This is a genomic window from Candidatus Accumulibacter phosphatis, assembly GCF_000024165.1.
GTDB lineage: Bacteria > Pseudomonadota > Gammaproteobacteria > Burkholderiales > Rhodocyclaceae > Accumulibacter > Accumulibacter phosphatis.
Genome location: NC_013194.1, coordinates 3,238,297 through 3,254,331, shown reverse-complemented (window position 1 = coordinate 3,254,331; position 16,035 = coordinate 3,238,297). Strand labels below are relative to the sequence as shown.

13 protein-coding genes and 1 other RNA gene are annotated in these 16,035 nt (G+C 64.7%); 7 read left to right on the top strand and 7 right to left on the bottom strand.

Going from position 1 to position 16,035, the window contains the following annotated elements:
* Window positions 1-1,257, top strand: coding sequence for an RsmB/NOP family class I SAM-dependent RNA methyltransferase (locus CAP2UW1_RS13975; RefSeq protein WP_015767268.1), 1,257 nt, complete (start codon window positions 1-3; stop codon window positions 1,255-1,257).
* Window positions 1,254-2,585, top strand: coding sequence for a mechanosensitive ion channel family protein (locus CAP2UW1_RS13970; protein ID WP_015767267.1), 1,332 nt, complete (start codon window positions 1,254-1,256; stop codon window positions 2,583-2,585). The genes CAP2UW1_RS13975 and CAP2UW1_RS13970 overlap by 4 nt, the downstream gene beginning before the upstream one ends.
* A gap of 614 nt (window positions 2,586-3,199) precedes the next feature.
* Here the strand turns inward: CAP2UW1_RS13970 and CAP2UW1_RS13965 are convergent.
* Window positions 3,200-4,603 (bottom strand): ATP-binding protein, encoded by a 1,404-nt coding sequence (locus tag CAP2UW1_RS13965; protein ID WP_015767266.1) that lies wholly within the window; start codon window positions 4,601-4,603, stop codon window positions 3,200-3,202.
* A complete protein-coding gene (locus tag CAP2UW1_RS13960) occupies window positions 4,590-5,312 on the bottom strand; it encodes a winged helix-turn-helix domain-containing protein (protein WP_015767265.1) in 723 nt (240 codons plus the stop codon). The genes CAP2UW1_RS13965 and CAP2UW1_RS13960 overlap by 14 nt, the downstream gene beginning before the upstream one ends.
* 179 nt (window positions 5,313-5,491) lie before the next feature.
* On the opposite strand from CAP2UW1_RS13960, the gene radC reads away from it, so the two are divergent.
* Together radC and ssrA are read left to right on the top strand one after the other, a co-directional pair.
* The gene (gene radC / locus CAP2UW1_RS13955) at window positions 5,492-6,169 is read left to right on the top strand and encodes a RadC family protein (protein ID WP_015767264.1); all 678 of its coding nucleotides are present in this window, start codon (window positions 5,492-5,494) and stop codon (window positions 6,167-6,169) included.
* 295 nt (window positions 6,170-6,464) lie between these two features.
* Window positions 6,465-6,768: a transfer-messenger RNA gene (gene ssrA / locus CAP2UW1_RS24575) on the top strand.
* Window positions 6,769-6,920: 152 nt separating this feature from the next.
* Here the strand turns inward: ssrA and CAP2UW1_RS13950 are convergent.
* From CAP2UW1_RS13950 to CAP2UW1_RS13940, 3 genes are all read right to left on the bottom strand, one after another.
* The gene (locus CAP2UW1_RS13950) at window positions 6,921-7,277 is read right to left on the bottom strand and encodes a hypothetical protein (RefSeq protein WP_015767263.1); all 357 of its coding nucleotides are present in this window, start codon (window positions 7,275-7,277) and stop codon (window positions 6,921-6,923) included.
* Between the two features lie 411 nt (window positions 7,278-7,688).
* Window positions 7,689-9,188 (bottom strand): bifunctional aminoglycoside phosphotransferase/ATP-binding protein, encoded by a 1,500-nt coding sequence (locus CAP2UW1_RS13945; RefSeq protein WP_015767262.1) that lies wholly within the window; start codon window positions 9,186-9,188, stop codon window positions 7,689-7,691.
* Window positions 9,189-9,191: 3 nt separating this feature from the next.
* Window positions 9,192-11,870 carry a cation-translocating P-type ATPase gene (locus tag CAP2UW1_RS13940; RefSeq protein ID WP_015767261.1) on the bottom strand — a complete coding sequence of 893 codons (2,679 nt, stop codon included), beginning with the start codon at window positions 11,868-11,870 and terminating at the stop codon, window positions 9,192-9,194.
* Window positions 11,871-12,180: 310 nt separating this feature from the next.
* Between CAP2UW1_RS13940 and CAP2UW1_RS13935 the strand changes: the two genes are divergently transcribed.
* Both CAP2UW1_RS13935 and CAP2UW1_RS25625 read left to right on the top strand, forming a co-directional pair.
* The gene (locus CAP2UW1_RS13935; protein WP_015767260.1) at window positions 12,181-12,483 is read left to right on the top strand and encodes an ion channel; all 303 of its coding nucleotides are present in this window, start codon (window positions 12,181-12,183) and stop codon (window positions 12,481-12,483) included.
* Window positions 12,484-12,572: 89 nt separating this feature from the next.
* A complete protein-coding gene (locus CAP2UW1_RS25625) occupies window positions 12,573-12,722 on the top strand; it encodes a hypothetical protein (RefSeq protein WP_199931470.1) in 150 nt (49 codons plus the stop codon).
* Window positions 12,723-12,763: 41 nt separating this feature from the next.
* On the opposite strand, the gene CAP2UW1_RS13930 is transcribed toward CAP2UW1_RS25625, so the two are convergent.
* Both CAP2UW1_RS13930 and CAP2UW1_RS13925 read right to left on the bottom strand, forming a co-directional pair.
* Complete coding sequence (locus CAP2UW1_RS13930; protein ID WP_015767259.1) at window positions 12,764-14,425, bottom strand: hypothetical protein; 1,662 nt, start codon at window positions 14,423-14,425, stop codon at window positions 12,764-12,766.
* Between the two features lie 17 nt (window positions 14,426-14,442).
* Entirely contained in the window at window positions 14,443-15,387 is a 945-nt protein-coding gene (locus CAP2UW1_RS13925) for a fructosamine kinase family protein (RefSeq protein WP_015767258.1), read from the bottom strand.
* On the opposite strand from CAP2UW1_RS13925, the gene CAP2UW1_RS26130 reads away from it, so the two are divergent.
* On the top strand, window positions 15,371-16,000 hold the full coding sequence (locus tag CAP2UW1_RS26130; RefSeq protein WP_412566824.1) for a hypothetical protein: 630 nt from the start codon (window positions 15,371-15,373) through the stop codon (window positions 15,998-16,000). The two genes, CAP2UW1_RS13925 and CAP2UW1_RS26130, sit on opposite strands and share 17 nt — an antisense overlap.
* Window positions 16,001-16,035: the final 35 nt, after the last annotated feature.

Here is a 16,035-nt window from a genome sequence, read left to right as displayed (position 1 = left end):
GTGCGCTTCTCTCCCGCTCTTTTCCGTCATGCCGAAGTGCTGCTGTCCGAGCTGCTCCGCTCGGCCTTCCCGGCCGACCTCGTCGTTTCGAATTATTTCCGGCAGCATCGCGAACTTGGCCATGCCGACCGTGGTTTTGTCGCCGAGATCGTCTTCGCGGTGCTCCGCCGCAAACGATCGCTGTCGGCGCGCTGTGCCGATGAGGTCACCTCGCGACGCTTGTTGCTGGCCGCCCTTGCCTGTCTGCAGGGAATGAACCGCCGTGAGTTGGCGGTCGTGCTCAACGAATCGGAAAGCAAATGGCTGGCGCACGCCAAGGCTGTGAAGGTCGATGGCCTGCCGGTAGCGGTACGCCTCGATCTGCCGGACTGGCTCTACGCGCTGTTGACCGAGCAGTTCTCCGCCGAAGAGATCGAGCGCCTGGCTGCCGGCCTCAATCAACCGGCGCCGCTCGACCTGCGCGTCAATTCACTCAAGGCGGGACGGCAGGACGTGCTGGCGCGTCTGCTGGCTGATGGCCTGACGGCCGAAGCGTGCCCCTACTCGCCACTGGGTATCCGTCTGGCTGGCAAGCCGGCCCTGTCCAAATACCGGCTGTTCGTCGATGGCAGTATCGAGGTGCAGGACGAGGGCAGCCAGTTGCTGGGTTTCCTGTTGCAGCCCAGACGCGGCGAAATGGTCGCCGACTTCTGCGCCGGTGCTGGCGGCAAGACCTTGCTGCTTGGTGCGCTGATGCGCTCGCAGGGCCGGCTCTACGCCTTCGACGTCGCCGAGAGGCGGCTGGCCAGGCTGAAGCCGCGTCTGGCACGTTCCGGTCTGTCGAATGTCCATCCGGTGCGCATCGACTCCGAACGCGACATCAAGATCCGGCGCCTGGCCGGCAAGCTGGATCGTGTGCTGGTCGATGCGCCGTGTTCCGGCCTGGGGACCCTGCGCCGCAATCCCGACCTGAAGTGGCGGCAGACGCCAGGCAGCATCGCCGAAATGAGCACCAAGCAGGCCGTCATTCTCGCCGCGGCGGCCACTCTGGTGAAACCTGGCGGACGGCTCGTGTACGCTACCTGCAGCCTGCTCGAGGCCGAGAACGAGGAGGTTGTTCGGAGCTTCCTGGCGGGCCATCCCGAGTTCGTCACGTGCTCGGCTCAGGAAGTCCTCGCCACCCAGGGGATCATGATTGACTGTGGCGAGCGGCTGCGTCTGTTGCCACATCGCCACGGGACGGATGCGTTCTATGCGGCTGTGATGGAGAGAAAATGAGCGAACGGGAGATGTTTGCCTTGCTGATGGAGCTGTGGCGTGATCTGCGCGACCCCGGCTTCCTCTGGCAGGTCATGGCATTGGCGATTTGCCTGCTCTTGGCCTGGGCCTTGTCGCGCTACGGGAGGCAACAGGCGTTCGTGCGTGCGCATGCCGAGCATGGCGCCTTGCGAACCTTCGGCACGGGCAGTCTCAAACGCGTCGCCTTTCCTCTGCTGGCACTGATCTTCGTGCTGATTGTGCGCAAGGCATTCAGGCTCTGGCACTTCGCACCGGTCAGCCTGTTCGACTTGGCGGTGCCGTTGCTCCTCTCCCTGGCGCTGGTACGAGCGGCAATCTACATCCTGCGCCACGCCTTCTCGGGCGGCAGTCTGTTGGCGAGTTCGGAGCGCTTTATCGCCACCGCCATCTGGATCTGCCTGGCGCTCCATATCTCCGGCCTCGCGGATCCGATCGTCGAATTGCTCGAGCAGGTAAGCTTCCATGCGGGCAAGCAGAAGCTCGACTTGTGGACCCTCCTGACCGGCCTGGTGACGGTTTGTGTCACGGTCCTGGTCGCGCTCTGGCTTTCCGGCGAGATCGAGCGCCGCCTGTTGGCGAGCGAGAATCTGGATGCCAACATGCGCGTGGTACTCGGCCGTTTGGTAAAGGCAGTGCTTTCGGTGGTCGCGCTGCTGCTCAGCCTTTCGATCGTCGGCATCGATGTCACAGCACTCTCGGTATTCAGCGGCGCCCTGGCCGTCGGCCTGGGACTTGGTCTGCAGAAGATCGCGAGCAACTACGTCAGCGGCTTCATCATCCTGCTTGACCGTTCGATACGCATCGGCAATGTGGTAGCGGTCGATGCAACGACTTCCGGTGTCGTGACGCAGATCACCGCTCGGTACACTGTCGTGCGAACGCTCGCCGGCACCGAAGTGATCATCCCGAACGAGTATCTGGTGTCGAATATCGTACGCAACGAATCGTTTACCGACTCACGGTTGCGCGTAGCGATCTCGGTTCAGGTTGCCTATGGTACCGACCTCGATTTGGCAATGCGCCTGATGCGCGAGGCGGCGCAGGTGCCGGCGAGAGTGCTCACCGACCCGCCGCCGCAAGCGCTGCTCACCACCTTTGCCGACAGTGGTATAAATCTCGATCTGGGTTTCTGGATTGCGGATCCTCAGCAAGGAACCGGCAGTGTCCGCTCGGAGATCAACATGGCGATCTGGCGGGCGTTTCGCGAACACGACATCGAAATTCCTTTTCCGCAACGCGAGGTGCGCGTCATCGGAGCTTCTCCCGCGACGGCTGGAGCGGCCGTTGCCCCCCCATCCGCGGTGTGATATCTCGGCAGAACCGGCTGCCGACTTGTTCCGAAAGAAGGCGCGCCGGGCTGGGAGCGGACTGCCAGGACCATCTGAGGGGCGGTCGCTCAACAGCGCGCCAACCTTGAACACGGAACCCGAAGAAGCGGCGCGGCTACTGGTCGCGCTCAGGTCCGTCTGTCGGCCTTGTCAAGCCCTGAACTGACGATGCGCCACGAGTACGGCGCCGGAGGCTGCGCACGCCATACCATACGAGAGCACCCGCGGCACCGGCCAACAGTGCCTCGAGCAGCTTCAACTCACCCACAGTGAGCAATTCCCATGCAGCAACGCCGATGAAAATGCCGATGCCTTCGGCCACCGGGAAGCGCACAGGAACTCGAGCCACTGCGATCATTTGCCGCTATGGGCTCTCTGCAGAATGTCGCAGCGGTAACTGCCAGAACACTCCTCATCGTCGTCTCGTTGATCACAGTTTCCGTCCGGGCGAGTTGCGAAGAAGTGCTGTCGCGTCGTGGCCAGAATTCGCTCGCAGTTCCGATTGAATTCGCTCATCTTGTTTCCCTCCATCATTGTTATATATACCAATTCAATGATAGAGGCGAACTGGCCGGGAGTCTTGAGCAGTTGCGTCAGCTTTCGGTGACGCTCTGTGACAGTGGCCAGCGCAGCGTGAAGCGGGCGCCGCCGAGCGGCGATTCGCCGGCGCTGGCAGTACCGCGGTGCTGCGCCAGAACCAGACGCGCGATTGCCAGGCCAAGGCCGTAGCCGCCGGTCGCCCGGTCGCGCGAGCGATCCAGCCGGGTGAAGGCCGAGAAGACGCGTTCGCGCTCGTCCGGCGGAATACCGATTCCGTCATCGTCGACGTGCAGCTCGATCTGGTCGCCGACGAGGGCGGCGCTCACGCGGATGCGTGTCCTGGCGTACCGGATGGCATTGCGCAGTAGATTGGTGACTGCGTACGGCATGCTGCGGCAATCGAGTTCAACACGCTGCGCCGGCGGCAGGGCGGAGGTGTCCACCAGTAACTGAAGATTGCGCCCGAGCAGGCGATTGGCCGCTACCTGCTCCTCGATCCATGGAGCGATGTCCACCGTGCTCAGGTGCAGTTCCGGTTGCTCCCGCTCAAAGCGGGCGTAGGTCAGGCTGGAGTCGATCAGTCCGTCGAGTTCATCGAGGTCGCGCTCCATCATCTGCCACAGACGTTGGCGCTCACATGGCTGTTCGGTCCCGGCGAGCATCTCGAGTGCGAAACGCATACGCGCGATGGGAGTTCGCAACTCGTGCGAGATCGCGCTGGACAGTTCCTTCTGCGTGGCAATCAGCCGCTGGATGCGTTCGGCCATGCCATTGAGTGTTTCCGCGAGAGGGCCAAAGGCACTACTGCGCATCGTTGGCGCGCGCGCTTCGAAGAGTCCCTCGCCGAGCGCTCGTGCGGTCTGGCGCATGGCTTCCAGATCTCGCCAGACCGGATGGACCCAGAGCCAGACGACGATCGCCAGGCACAGACCAATCAAGCTCCAGGTCAGCAGACTGATACGCAAGTCGAGCGGCAGGCCCTTCCGGTACTCGGGATTTCGTTCCGGTGAGATCGGGCCGACCACCAGGATCTGCGGCGTCTGCTTGAGGCGGTGGTAGAGGACGTCGCCCTGGGCGTCGATGGCCAGTTCGCCGTCGTCGAGCTTTTCAGCCTGTCCGGGTGGTAGTTTAAGCGTCCACCGATCAACGATATCCAGCTTGTAGGCAAACTTCCGATCCAGCATCTCGACCGTTTTCGGCCATTCGGAACGTGGCTTGCGGAAGAGTTCGTCTTCAATCAGAACGATGGTGCCGCGCATGAACCGGCTGGTGTACTCGTCGGTGATGCCCTTGACGGCGGTCGAAATGACGAAGTCGGCGAAGATCGCGATGGCCACGAAGGAGCCCATGACCAGCAAGTAGAAGTTGAAGAACAGCCGGGATAGGCTGTAGCGCCCTCGCCACGGCGCCGGCGCGTTGGTTCCGAAGAGGGCCAACAGCCTGCTATTGCCAGTCATGTTTGCTGAACAGGTAGCCCTTGCCGCGGACAGTCTTGATGCGCGTGGGGTTCTCGGGATCGTCACCGAGTTTGCGCCGCAGCCTGGAAATCCGAGCGTCGATCGATCGATCGAGCCCGTCAAAGCCGATGCCGCGCAGTTCCTGCAGCAGATCGTCGCGCGACAGGATGTTCCCGGCGTGGCGAGCGAGCAGCCAGAGTAGATCGAATTCCGCCGTGGTCAGGTCGATGCTGTCGCTGCCGAGATGGCTGCTGCGAGTCGCCTGACTGATGCGGAACCGGCCAAAAGCCAGTTCGGCCGGTTCCTCTGCGTCAGGATTTTCTCCGGTAAAGCCGCTACCGAGGGTTGGCGCGCGGCGCAGCAGAGCCTTGATGCGGGCCAGCAGCAGGCGCGGCTGCACCGGTTTGGCAATGTAGTCGTCGGCGCCGAGTTCCAGGCCGAAGATCTGATCGAAGTCTTCATCGCGCGCCGTGAACATCAGGATCACGCCACCATACTGTCCGCGCACAGCGCGGCAGACCTCGAAGCCGTCCCTGCCGGGAAGCATCACATCGAGAATGACGAGGTCGGGTCGTTCATTGAGAATACGCGCTTCGGCGGTGTCGCCACGCGACTCGACGTCGACGTCGAAGTCGTTCTTGCGCAGGTACTCGGCAGTAAGTTCGGCAAGGCGTTCATCGTCCTCGACCAGGAGAATTCGTGTTTTCATGCTCCTATGATAGCGACTTGTTGCTGCGCGATAAACGTCCTCGGACGCTGAGGTCCATATCGACCGGCCGGACGGACGCAGAACCCCTCGGCCGCAGACGTCGCGCGTCGGTGGGTAGCGGATGGTTCTACCCTATCGCGGGTAGAATTGACAGGGCAGATTCTTCTTGGGATGGCGGCATGGCGATTACTGATTGGCCTGAGGATGAGCGACCGCGCGAGCGCCTGCTGGCACAGGGTGCGGCTTCGCTTTCGGATGGCGAGTTGCTGGCGATCTTTCTGCGCGTCGGCAGCAGGGGCAAGAGCGCGGTCGATCTGGCGCGCGAGTTGCTCGGGCGCTTCGGTGGACTTACCCGCCTGTTCGCCGCCAGCCAGCTCGACTTCTCGGCGGTGCCCGGCATGGGACCGGCAAAATACGCGCAGTTGCAGGCGGTAGTCGAACTGGCGCGGCGGGCGCTGGCCGAGGAAATGAAACACGGGATCGCCTTTGCCTCCCCCGGTGCCGTGCGTGACTACCTGCGGTTGCACCTTGCCGGACTACAGCACGAGGTCTTCTTTGCCTTGTGGCTGGATGCGCAGAACCGCCTGATTGCCTCCGAGGAGCTTTTTCGCGGTACCTTGACGCAGACCAGCGTCTATCCGCGCGAGGTCGTCAAGAAGGCGCTGTACCACAATGCGGCAGCGGTCGTTCTGGCGCACAACCACCCGTCAGGCGTCGCGGAACCCTCGCGCGCCGACGAGCTGCTGACCGCCGACCTCAAGCAGGTGCTGGCGCTGGTCGAGGTCCGCGTGCTCGATCATTTCATCGTGGCGGCACAATCGCCGCCTCTGTCGTTCGCCGAACGAGGCCTCCTCTAGCTGACAGCGAGCAGCCCTGAAGCATGAGTGATCCAGCCCAGCCGCTTCACGTCCTGGCGGTGGGATGCAGGCAATGCCGGTCGGACAGGCGAGCGCAGCAGTCGGGCGGACTTCTGGCAGGATAGGTGGAGCGAGTCGATTCGTGTTCCAGCCGGAGGTGCTGCGGTGCACGCCAACGCGCGTGGGTGCCTCAAGCTGCACGTGGTGGTCCGCGACGAAAGGCGGGAGAGGATCGCTGAACCAGTCAGGACCGTCGTCATCGAAACATCGCGTCACACCTGTTGGACGAAGCCGTTACGTCTTGAAGTCTTGAATTCACGGGCCGGTGGCCGCATAATGATCCTACGGTCGTAATTCCGGCAAACCGGAAGCGTTCTGGACGCGGGTTCGATTCCCGCCACCTCCACCACTGCGGGGGTGTACTGGTTTCGACAGGGTGACAGAAGGCGAGCAGGCGGCCCGAGAGGCGACGGACGTAATCCGCGCAAATCCATAAACGCCAACGATGAGCGTTTCGCACTGGCCGCTTAGGCCTGCTGAGGACGTAGCCGTCCAATAAACAGAAAGGCTATCGGCGGGGGCTTCGGCCCCCGCCGTCATTTGGACGACAGGCGGCTTACACGCTGATGCGGCGAGTTCTGGTTGCTGGTGGTCGGGAACGCGGGGAATTTGTGTGCACTGCCGGGAAGCGGGTGCTTCCGCAAACGGCGCTCGCGATCCCGATGCTGGCCGGGCCGGGAGCCTGCCAGGACTAGATCTCCTGGGTTGTCTCGTCTCTTTGCAGAGCGGGGTAGCCCGTCAACTGCGATTCGATTTCGTTGAAGCTCGAAGGCGGTGCCTGGTTAATGAGTGCGAGGCGCCGGATCAGGCGTTGCTGGGCAAACGCCTGTGACGGGTCCGGTTTTCCCAAGACGTACTCGGATCCACGTTTGGTCATTACCACCATCGCGTTGGACTCGAACCTGTAAGCGGTGATCGGTGACGTCCTGATATGCGACGAAGAGGGGAAGCGTGGATTGCTCCCGTACACGCGCCCTTCGATGCAGAGCAGTACCTCCCCTTCACGGGTACTCAGTTCAAGAGTCTTCCAGCTATTGAGAATATTCATGGTGCTCCTCACTCTGAACACGACGCGACAGCCCGCGCTGTGCCGAAGCCAAAGTCGATTTTACCTGATAAACCGCCTTGGCGCGGTCTTTGCGGCGTTGTCCTGAGGCCGTGGCTCGGGTAGCGGACACGGCGGGCACAGGAGGCGATCGTCATCTGAAACAGAAACCAGTGGCCAGTTGCGACGGCCTTCTCCTCATCCTGCCCGAAATCACGGTATACAGCAACGCAGGAAGCAATATCCATGCCCCATTCTCTGATCGGCATGTTGCAAAGAAAAATCAGAGTGTTATGAACGGTCGGCAGGAGCCTGGAAAGGTGGTCTGTAAATTTCTCCGACACTGCGCAGGCGCGCAGCCGGTTTGCTCGCCGGATTCGCGAAGAGTCCAGCGCGTGGCGGACGTCGGTCTGGCTAGAGCAGGAGATCGAGTTCGGCGGGGCTCAGTGCTTCCACGCGGTGCATTTGCTGTTCGAGGACCGCCAGTGTCGCTTCCGACGCGTCGCGGCCTTTCGCCAGGCGGCGGCGGACGCGGGCGCGCAGTTGTGCCGGCGTGGCCTGTGGCGCGAGGACGGAGAAAGCTAGGCCGGCGTCTTCGGCGAGAGCCCGAAACGCCTGGCGGCGGCAGCGTTCGAGGAAGGCGGCGTCGACGATTACCGACCAGCCGGCGGCAAGCAAGATCTGCGCGAGGGCGTACAGCCGCTGGTAGGTGAGTTCGCTGATGTCTTTGGTGTAGATGCCGCCGTCGAGCGGCGAACCGCTGCCGCTGGCCGGTGCGAGACCGCACAGACGCTTGCGCTCGACGTCCGAGCGCAGGCAGAGCGTCGTTGCCGTGGGATCGCTCAGCAGCATTCGCCGTGCGGCGCGGCTCTTGCCGCAGCCGGCAAGCCCGTGCGTGATGATCAAGCGTGCTGGCTGTGGGCTCACCAGTCGATCGGCGAGCGCGAGGTAGGCGCGTGCCTGGCCGGGATCGTCGCCGGCCTGGGCTGCCCGGATCGCCGCGACCTTGGCGCGGACCAGCGCGCGATAGACGGCGTAGAAGCGCAGCACCGGTGCCGCGTCGTAGTCACCGCTGCAGCTCAGCCATTCGTTGATCAACCAGCCGGCCAGGCCCGGCTGACGCTGGTCGAGCAGGTCGATGTAGGTGAAGGCGAGCTCGCTGGCGACGTCGATCCAGCGCAGATCTTCGCTGAACTCGATGCAGTCGAAGAGCGTCACGCGGCCGTCGATGAGCACGAGATTGCCGAGGTGCAGGTCGCCGTGACACTCGCGGATCCGCCCGCCAGCCTTGCGGGCGACCCAGCTGGGCGCCAGACGCTCGAATTCAGCCTGTGTCCAGGCGGCCAGTCGTGCCAGTCGTTCCTGTTCCTGTTCCGCATCGGTCGGCAACAGCGTTTGCAGTTCGCCGAAGTTCTCGAGGGCCTGCGCCAGTACTTGCGGGGGCTGACCGAAAGCGCTGGCCGGTGACGCGCTTGCGGCCTGCGCGTGGAAGGTCGCGACAGTGGTGGCGAGGTCGGAGATCTGTTGTGGCCGCAGTTCGCCGCGCGCGCAGACATGGTCGAGCCGCCCCGCTTCGGCGAAGCGGCGCATCTTCAGCGCGTATTCAATGATGGTGCCGCTGCCGGCGAACTGTGGTTCGTCAGGACGACCGGTGATCGGCACCACGGTGAGGTAGATGTCGGGCGCAAAGCGACGGTTCAGACGCAACTCGGCCGTGCAGCACGCGTGGCGCTTGTCGAGTGTGCCGTAGTCGAGGAAGGGCAGGGTGAGCGGCTTCTTGATCTTGTAGGCGAACTCGCCGGCCAGCAGCAGCCATGAGGCGTGCGTCTCGACGAGTTCGACCTGAGCCGCCCGATCGGGATAGCGTGCCGGGTCGAGCAGGGCGTCTATCAGCAGTGGGCGTGTCCGGGGCATCGCTCAGGCCCCCCTGGTCTGCCGAATCGACAGCTTGCGCAGTTCTTCGAGCACGCACATCAGCGCCGCACAGGCGATCGCCAGCAGCCAGGTAGTGCCGCCGATCGCGGCGGTGCCGAACAGCCAGTTGCCGGACGGGGTATACAGGATCAAGACGATGACCGCCAGCTCGGCGACGATGCCCAGCCACAGGTAGCCATTGCCGCCGAAGCCGCAGGCAAGCAGGGAGCGGCGCGGATGGCGGCAGAGAAAGACGTTGATCACCTGCATCACGACGATCGTCGCCAGACAGGCGGAGGTCGCCTGCAGGTAGACCGGGTCGAAGCGGTCGAGCAACTGGCCGTAGTGCCAGCCGGCAGCGTCGAGGACGAAGAAGAAGGCAAGCATGGCCGCCGCCGCTTCGAGGACGCCGAGGAACAGGTAGGCGCGCGCGATCAGGCCCCATGACAGGAGCCGCTCGTTGGGCGCCCGCGGCGGCCGCTGCATCACCGCGGGATCGGGCTTCTCGGCGCCGAGCGCCAGCGCCGGCAGCATGTCGGTGCCGAGGTCTACCGCCAGGATCTGGATGATGGTCAGTGGCAGCGGGATGCGGAAGAGGACGAAGGCGAGATAGGGGACAAGCTCGGGAATGTTCGAGCTGAGGATGTAGGTGAGGAACTTGCGGATGTTCTCGAACACGGCGCGCCCCTCCTCGATCGCCGCGACGATGCTGGCGAAGTTGTCGTCGAGCAGGATGAGGTCGGCTGCTTCCTTGGCCACGTCGGTACCGCTGATCCCCATGGCAATGCCGATGTCGGCGGTTTTCAACGCCGGCGCATCATTGACGCCGTCGCCGGTGACGGCAACGATCTCGCCCTTCTTTTTCAGCGCCTCGACGATGCGCATCTTCTGCTCGGCGGCGACGCGGGCGAAGAGGATCTCGGGCGCATCGAGCGCCAGTTGCAATTGCGTTGGCGACATCAGACGCAGTTGCTCGCCATCGACCACCAGCGGCTGCTCGCTCCGGAGCAGGCCGATCTGACGGGCGATCGCGACGCCGGTGCGCGGGTGGTCGCCGGTGACCATGATGATCCGGATGCCGGCGGCATGGCAACGCGCGATCGCGTCCGGAACCTCGGCGCGGGGTGGGTCTTCGAGGCCGATCAGCCCGGCGAGGATCATGTCCTGTTCGTCGCCGGGCGATCCCGCCTCGTCGACGGCGCGATGCGCGAACGCCAGGACACGCAGGCCGGCGCCGGCCATCTCGTCCTGTGCGGCCAGCAGGCGTGTGCGGGCGGCGGGATCGAGCGGTGCCAGGCCGGCGTCGAGGTGGATGAAGCGGCAGCTCGTGAGCACGCTTTCGAGTGCCCCTTTGCAGTAGAGCATGCGTCCGTGCGGCGTTTCGGCGAGCACCGACATGCGCTTGCGATCGGTGTCGAAGGGGATCTCGTCGATGCGGGAAAAGGCGGCCAGGTCGCCGGCGATCTCGCGGCCGATCTCGGCCAGGGCAATCTCCATCGGATCGCCGTGCAGCGCCTGCCGTCCGGCTTCTTCGACCGCCTTCAGGTTGTGACACAGCGCGGCATTGATGAACAGTTGGCGATGCTCCTGCAGCACGTGCGCGCGCGTCGGCAAGTCGCTGCGTGGCATGAAGGCGCCGCCTATCCACAGCCGCTGCACGGACATCCGGTTCTGGGTCAGCGTGCCGGTCTTGTCGCTGCAGATCACGGTCGTCGAACCGAGCGCCTCGACCGCCGGCAGGTGGCGCACCAGCGCGTTGCGCCTGGCCATTCGTTGCGTCGCCATGGCGAGCGACAAGGTCACCGTCGGCAGCAGTCCTTCCGGGACATTGGCGACGATGATGCCGATCGCGAACAGCAGGTTCTCCCAGGCCGGCAGCCCCATTGCCTGACCGGCGAAGAACAGCAGGACGCCCATGCCGGTCGCCAGGCCGGCGACGATGCGCGAAAGACGCGCGATCTCGCGCTGCAGCGGTGAGACCGTTTCGCCAGCGGTCTGCGTCAGGTGGGCGATGCGGCCAAACTCGGTGCGCATGCCGGTGGCGTAGACGACGCCGCGCCCCTGCCCGGAGACGACAGAGGTGCCGGCGAGGACGACGTTCCTGGCCTGCAAGGGCGACTCCTCGCTGCTCGACTCGGCGGTGCGCGCCTTCGCCAGCGACTCGCCGGTGACCGTAGACAGATTGACGCGCAGACCGAAAACCTCGGTCAGCCGGCAGTCGGCCGGAACGAAGTCACCCTCTTCGAGCAGCACGATGTCGCCGGGAACGAGTTCGCTGGCGAGAAGGCCGACGATCTCGCCGGCGCGCAGCGCCTTCACCTTCTGCGGTAGCAATTGGCGCAGCGCCTCGACCGCGCGCTCGGCCTTGTACTCCTGCCAGAACGAGAAGATGCCGTTGATGATGACGACGCCGACGATGGCGACGCCGAGGCGCGCCATTCCCTGGCCGGGGTCGAAGTGCTCGGCGACGAATGCGAGGACGGCGCCGATCCACAGGATGATGGCGAAGAAGTGGGTGAATTCCTGCGCAAAGCGCAGCAGCAGGTGCTGGCGCTCGACTTCTTCGAGATAGTTCGCGCCGTACTCGGCCAGTCGGCGCGCCGCCTCGCTCGCGTCGAGGCCGGCGGCGGAGCTGTTCAGGCTGGCCAGCGCCTGCTCGGCACTCAAGGAATGGATACGCAAGCGCTGAACCTCCTGAACGCAAATCGGGTGTCGAGCGGATCGCGCGACGGCGCGCGGCTGCACGGGGTGACGCTGGACCTCCCGCCGCCGACCCCGGCCAGACCGTCCGACCCGTTGCGCAAGCCGGCGCGGCGAGGTGAGCGAGCCAGCGGTGCGACTCCGACGCTACAGTCTACTCTCGTGCGCCGGGCGAAGCACCTGCCGGCTTGGCGCCTCGCCGAGTCTATTACCGCCACGAATTGACGACCATGGCAGGGGCGCGGATACTGGGTATTCGCGGGGGAGACACCCGGCCAGCCGGTTTGCGAAGATGAGAAGAACGACTCCGGGTTTGCAGCGATCGACGTGGCGTCTGATTGGCCTGCTGTTCAGCATGCCGACGGCGGTCGTCCTCTTCGGCACGGTCTTCATGGTTGCCTCGGAATACCTCGAGGGCAAGCCGATGGGCTTCTGGTCGAGTCTCGAATGGGCCTCGGAGACACTGACCACCACCGGCTACGGGGCCTACGCGCCGTGGAGCCATCCGCTGATGATCGTCTTCGTGATCTTCACAGTTCCAGCGGCTTGCCGCCGCTTTCGTCATTTTCGAGGAGGACATGGAACTGGCCCGTAACCTGCGCACCCGCGGTTACGAGGTCGTATTCGGCAAGCTCGACGAACAGCCGGGCGTCCTGGCCGGGGTCGAGCGCGGTGGTACTGGCCTTGAGCAACGACAGCGAGGGGGTGTTCGCCACGGCCGTGGTGCGCGATCACGCGCCGGAGGTCCCGCTGATCGTGCGCGCCAATCGGGCGCCGAATATCCCGCGCCGGCACGAATTCGCGACCTCTCTGGCCGACGGTCAGCGCGCCTGAACCGCCCTAGCCGTACTGCCGTGCCGCGCCAGGGCTGCCCATCAACCAGCGTTCGGTGGGCGCCTGTTGCGCCAGACGGCGACCAGGGTGGCGAGTTTGTCGCGGTGCGACAGGCGTTCGTCGGAGAGCGCCTCGAGGAAGTCCGATAGGGGCTTCGACTTGACGATCGCGAAACCGGTGAGCAGCGCCGAAGGCACGAACACCAGCACGAAGAAGACGAGCCGGACGCTCAGGGGCTCCTGTGCGGCGTCGATCAGATTCATGCCGAGAAAGCCCGTGCTGATCGTCGCGATCAGCCCGGCGGTGGTGACGACGGTCAGGCGGACCACCGTGTTGGCCTGCCGGCGCAGGCTGTCGCTGTCGAGGTACTGACTCATGTCCTGGATTTCCTCGCGCAACTCGCTGTACACGCGCTCGGTGCCCAGGTGTTCGCGGGTCATGGTGAATAGCGCTCGTGCTTGCGCCTGGTCGGAGATTTCGTAGAACCAGTAGCGATGAGTGAAGCGCAGGAAGACTTCGAGGACCTCGCGGATCGCCCGCTTGAAGCGCTTGACCGATTCGGCATTGCCGATCTCGAGACGGTTGAGCGCCGTCACCAGGCGGTCGGAGAGCATCAACAGGGCCGCCTTGTGAAAATGGGGAATCAGTGCCAGCAGGAAGAACTGGTGGCGAAACTGCCCGAGCAGGCCGTTCTCGAGCCCCGTGAAGTACGCGTCGCGGGCACTGCCGACCATGATGAAGGCGTGACCGCAGGAGAGTAGCCGGGTACCTGGCTGTTCGGCCTGCGGGTGCCAGTAGCGGTCGTAGCAGAAACGCGCTTCGAAACCTTCGAGGTGCTGTTCGGAATAGGGTAGCGAGCCGCTCTTGCCGGGCCCGCTGACCAGCACCAGGCGGGCGAAGTCGCCGCGGCTCAGGCGGCGTGGATCGTCCATCGCCAGGTAGGCGAGCAAGGGCATGCGGTGATACTCGATCTGCCGGTAGCGGACCGGGCCGTCCTCGTCGGAATGGTGCAGGACCAGCGGCCGCAACAGGAATTCCCAGTGGGACGAGATGCACGGTGAACGAAAGCGGCTGACGAAGGAGAGGTACTTGCTGCGCTTCTCGTAATCGGAGACAGCCAGTACCTGGCCGTCCGGCGCCAGCCATTCGGCGCGCCGTAGGCAGTGGCCGCCGCTGCCGTCGTCGTCCCAGTAGGGTGGATAGGCGCGGCCAAAGCGGTAGAGCGTGTCCTGGACCCGCCGCAGGTCGAGATCGTCGGCGGCGATCTCGACGACGAGGATCACGACATCGATGTCGTAGAAGAAATACAAATCCAGATGCACGATGTCGAAGGTCGTCGGCGCGTCGTCTTCCTTGTAGGTCATGCGCACTTGCGCCACGTCCTGCCGGCGGAAGATGCGGATCGGCGAATCACCGTAGTGTGCGTCGGCCTCGCCGCTAGCGCACTCGCCGTAGAGAAAGCGCTGCACGTAGGGCAGGAAGGTGACGAACTCGCTGTAATGACGTTCGTGGAACTGCTCCGGGTCGCCGCAGAACTCGTCGGCCAGTTCCCGCCACGGGTTGTCGGGGGTGGCCTGCTCCAGCAAGTGGTAGTGATGCGCGAAAGGACAGCCTTCGGGAAGCGGCATCAACTGCAGCGGCCACAGCAGAATCTGTCGGAAGTGGCTGACCCGTTGATCGGCGGGGGTTGTCGCAAGGTGCATACGCGGCTCCGGCAAGGTCAGCCGCCGATTTCGGCGAGCAGCCTGGCGATCATCCGCTCGGCCTGATGCAGGTAGCCCGTGCCGAACAGGTTCAGGTGATTGAGGACATGGTAGAGGTTATACAGCATCTTGCGCTGCTCGAAACCGTCGGCCAGCGGCCAGGCCTCGCGGTAGGCGGCGTAGAAGCTGTCGGGGAGACCGCCGAACAGCTCGCTCATCGCCAGATCGGTCTCGCGGTCGCCGAAATAGACCGCCGGGTCGAAGAGTGCCAGGGTGCCCGCCTCGTCGGTTGCGGCATTGCCCGACCACAGGTCGCCATGCAGCAGGCTCGCTGGCGGCTGATGGTCGACGAACAAGGCGGCCAACTGCTCGACCAGCCGCTCGCCGCCGGCGATCAGGCGGCCGTGGTGGCCGTGTTGCTGCGCCAGTCGAAGCTGCGGCAGCAGACGCCGGCGGGCGAAGAAGAACGGCCAGGTCGGGTGCGGCGCATTGCCCTGTGGCGTGCTGCCGATGTAGTTGTCGCGCTGCCAGCCATACTGCGCGCCGCGAATGCGGTGCAGTTCGGCCAGTGCCCGCCCGGCGGCGGCGCCCGCGCTGCGCTCGCGCAAGGCGTGCAGGTTCAGGTATTCGAGCACCAGCCAGGCGTGGTGGCCACTGACGCCATGCCCGACGACGCGCGGCACGCGCAGCGCCGAGCACGCCGCCAGAGCGCTCAGGCCGTCGGCTTCGGCGGCAAACATGTCGGCCAGACCGGCGTCGTTGAGCTTGACGAAGCAGCGGACATCGCCGCAGTCGACGAGCAGCGCGCGCGAGATCGAACCGCCGCCGACCTCGGTGGCCTTGTCGATGCCGGCCGGTTTACCGGCGGCCTTGCCGATCGCCTCGCCGAGTGCCTGGCAAAGCGCGGTGTCCAGGCCCGCCAGCGCCGGCCTCACGCGGATCCTCTTGTCGCTGGTCGCCATCCCCGATGGTCTGGCAAGGTGGTCTGGCAGGGTCGGCGATGTACCCGCCGGTGGGACAGCGCTGCCGTCCGCTGCCGGCCGGGTTTACTCGCGCAGGCGAATGTGCTGTGATAGGTGCGGCTCGCCGGGACGGTCGACCGGCCGCCGGCGAGTCGCGATGGATTTGCTCGTCGGCGTTCTCGCGAAATTCTTCCGCCGCTTGTCGTTTTTCCCATCAATCCATCCCCTTCCAGAACTGGAGATCGAAATCATGAAAACCCGCCTGCTTGTTCTTTCCGCCTTGCTCGCCGTGGCCGTTGCCGCCTGTGGTCAGAAGGAGGATGCCGCCAAAGCCGAGGCCGCGCGGCTCGCCAAGGAGTCTGCGCAGAAAGCCGAAGAGGCCGCCAAGAAGGCCGGCGCGGCCGTCGGTGCCGCTGCCGACGCGACCAAGGAGGCCGTCAAGGATGCCGGCGCCGCCGCCAAGGAAAGCGCCGTGAGCGCCGGCACCGAAGTCAAGGACAAGACCAAGGAGGTCGTTGCGGCGACCAAGGAGGCTGGCAAGGAGATGGTCGTCAAGGCCGCCGATGCCACCAAGGAAGCCGCCGAGAAGACGAAGGAGGCGGTGAGCAAGTAGGCGCCGGCAGGTTTCCGCGGGCAGGACTGCCGGTT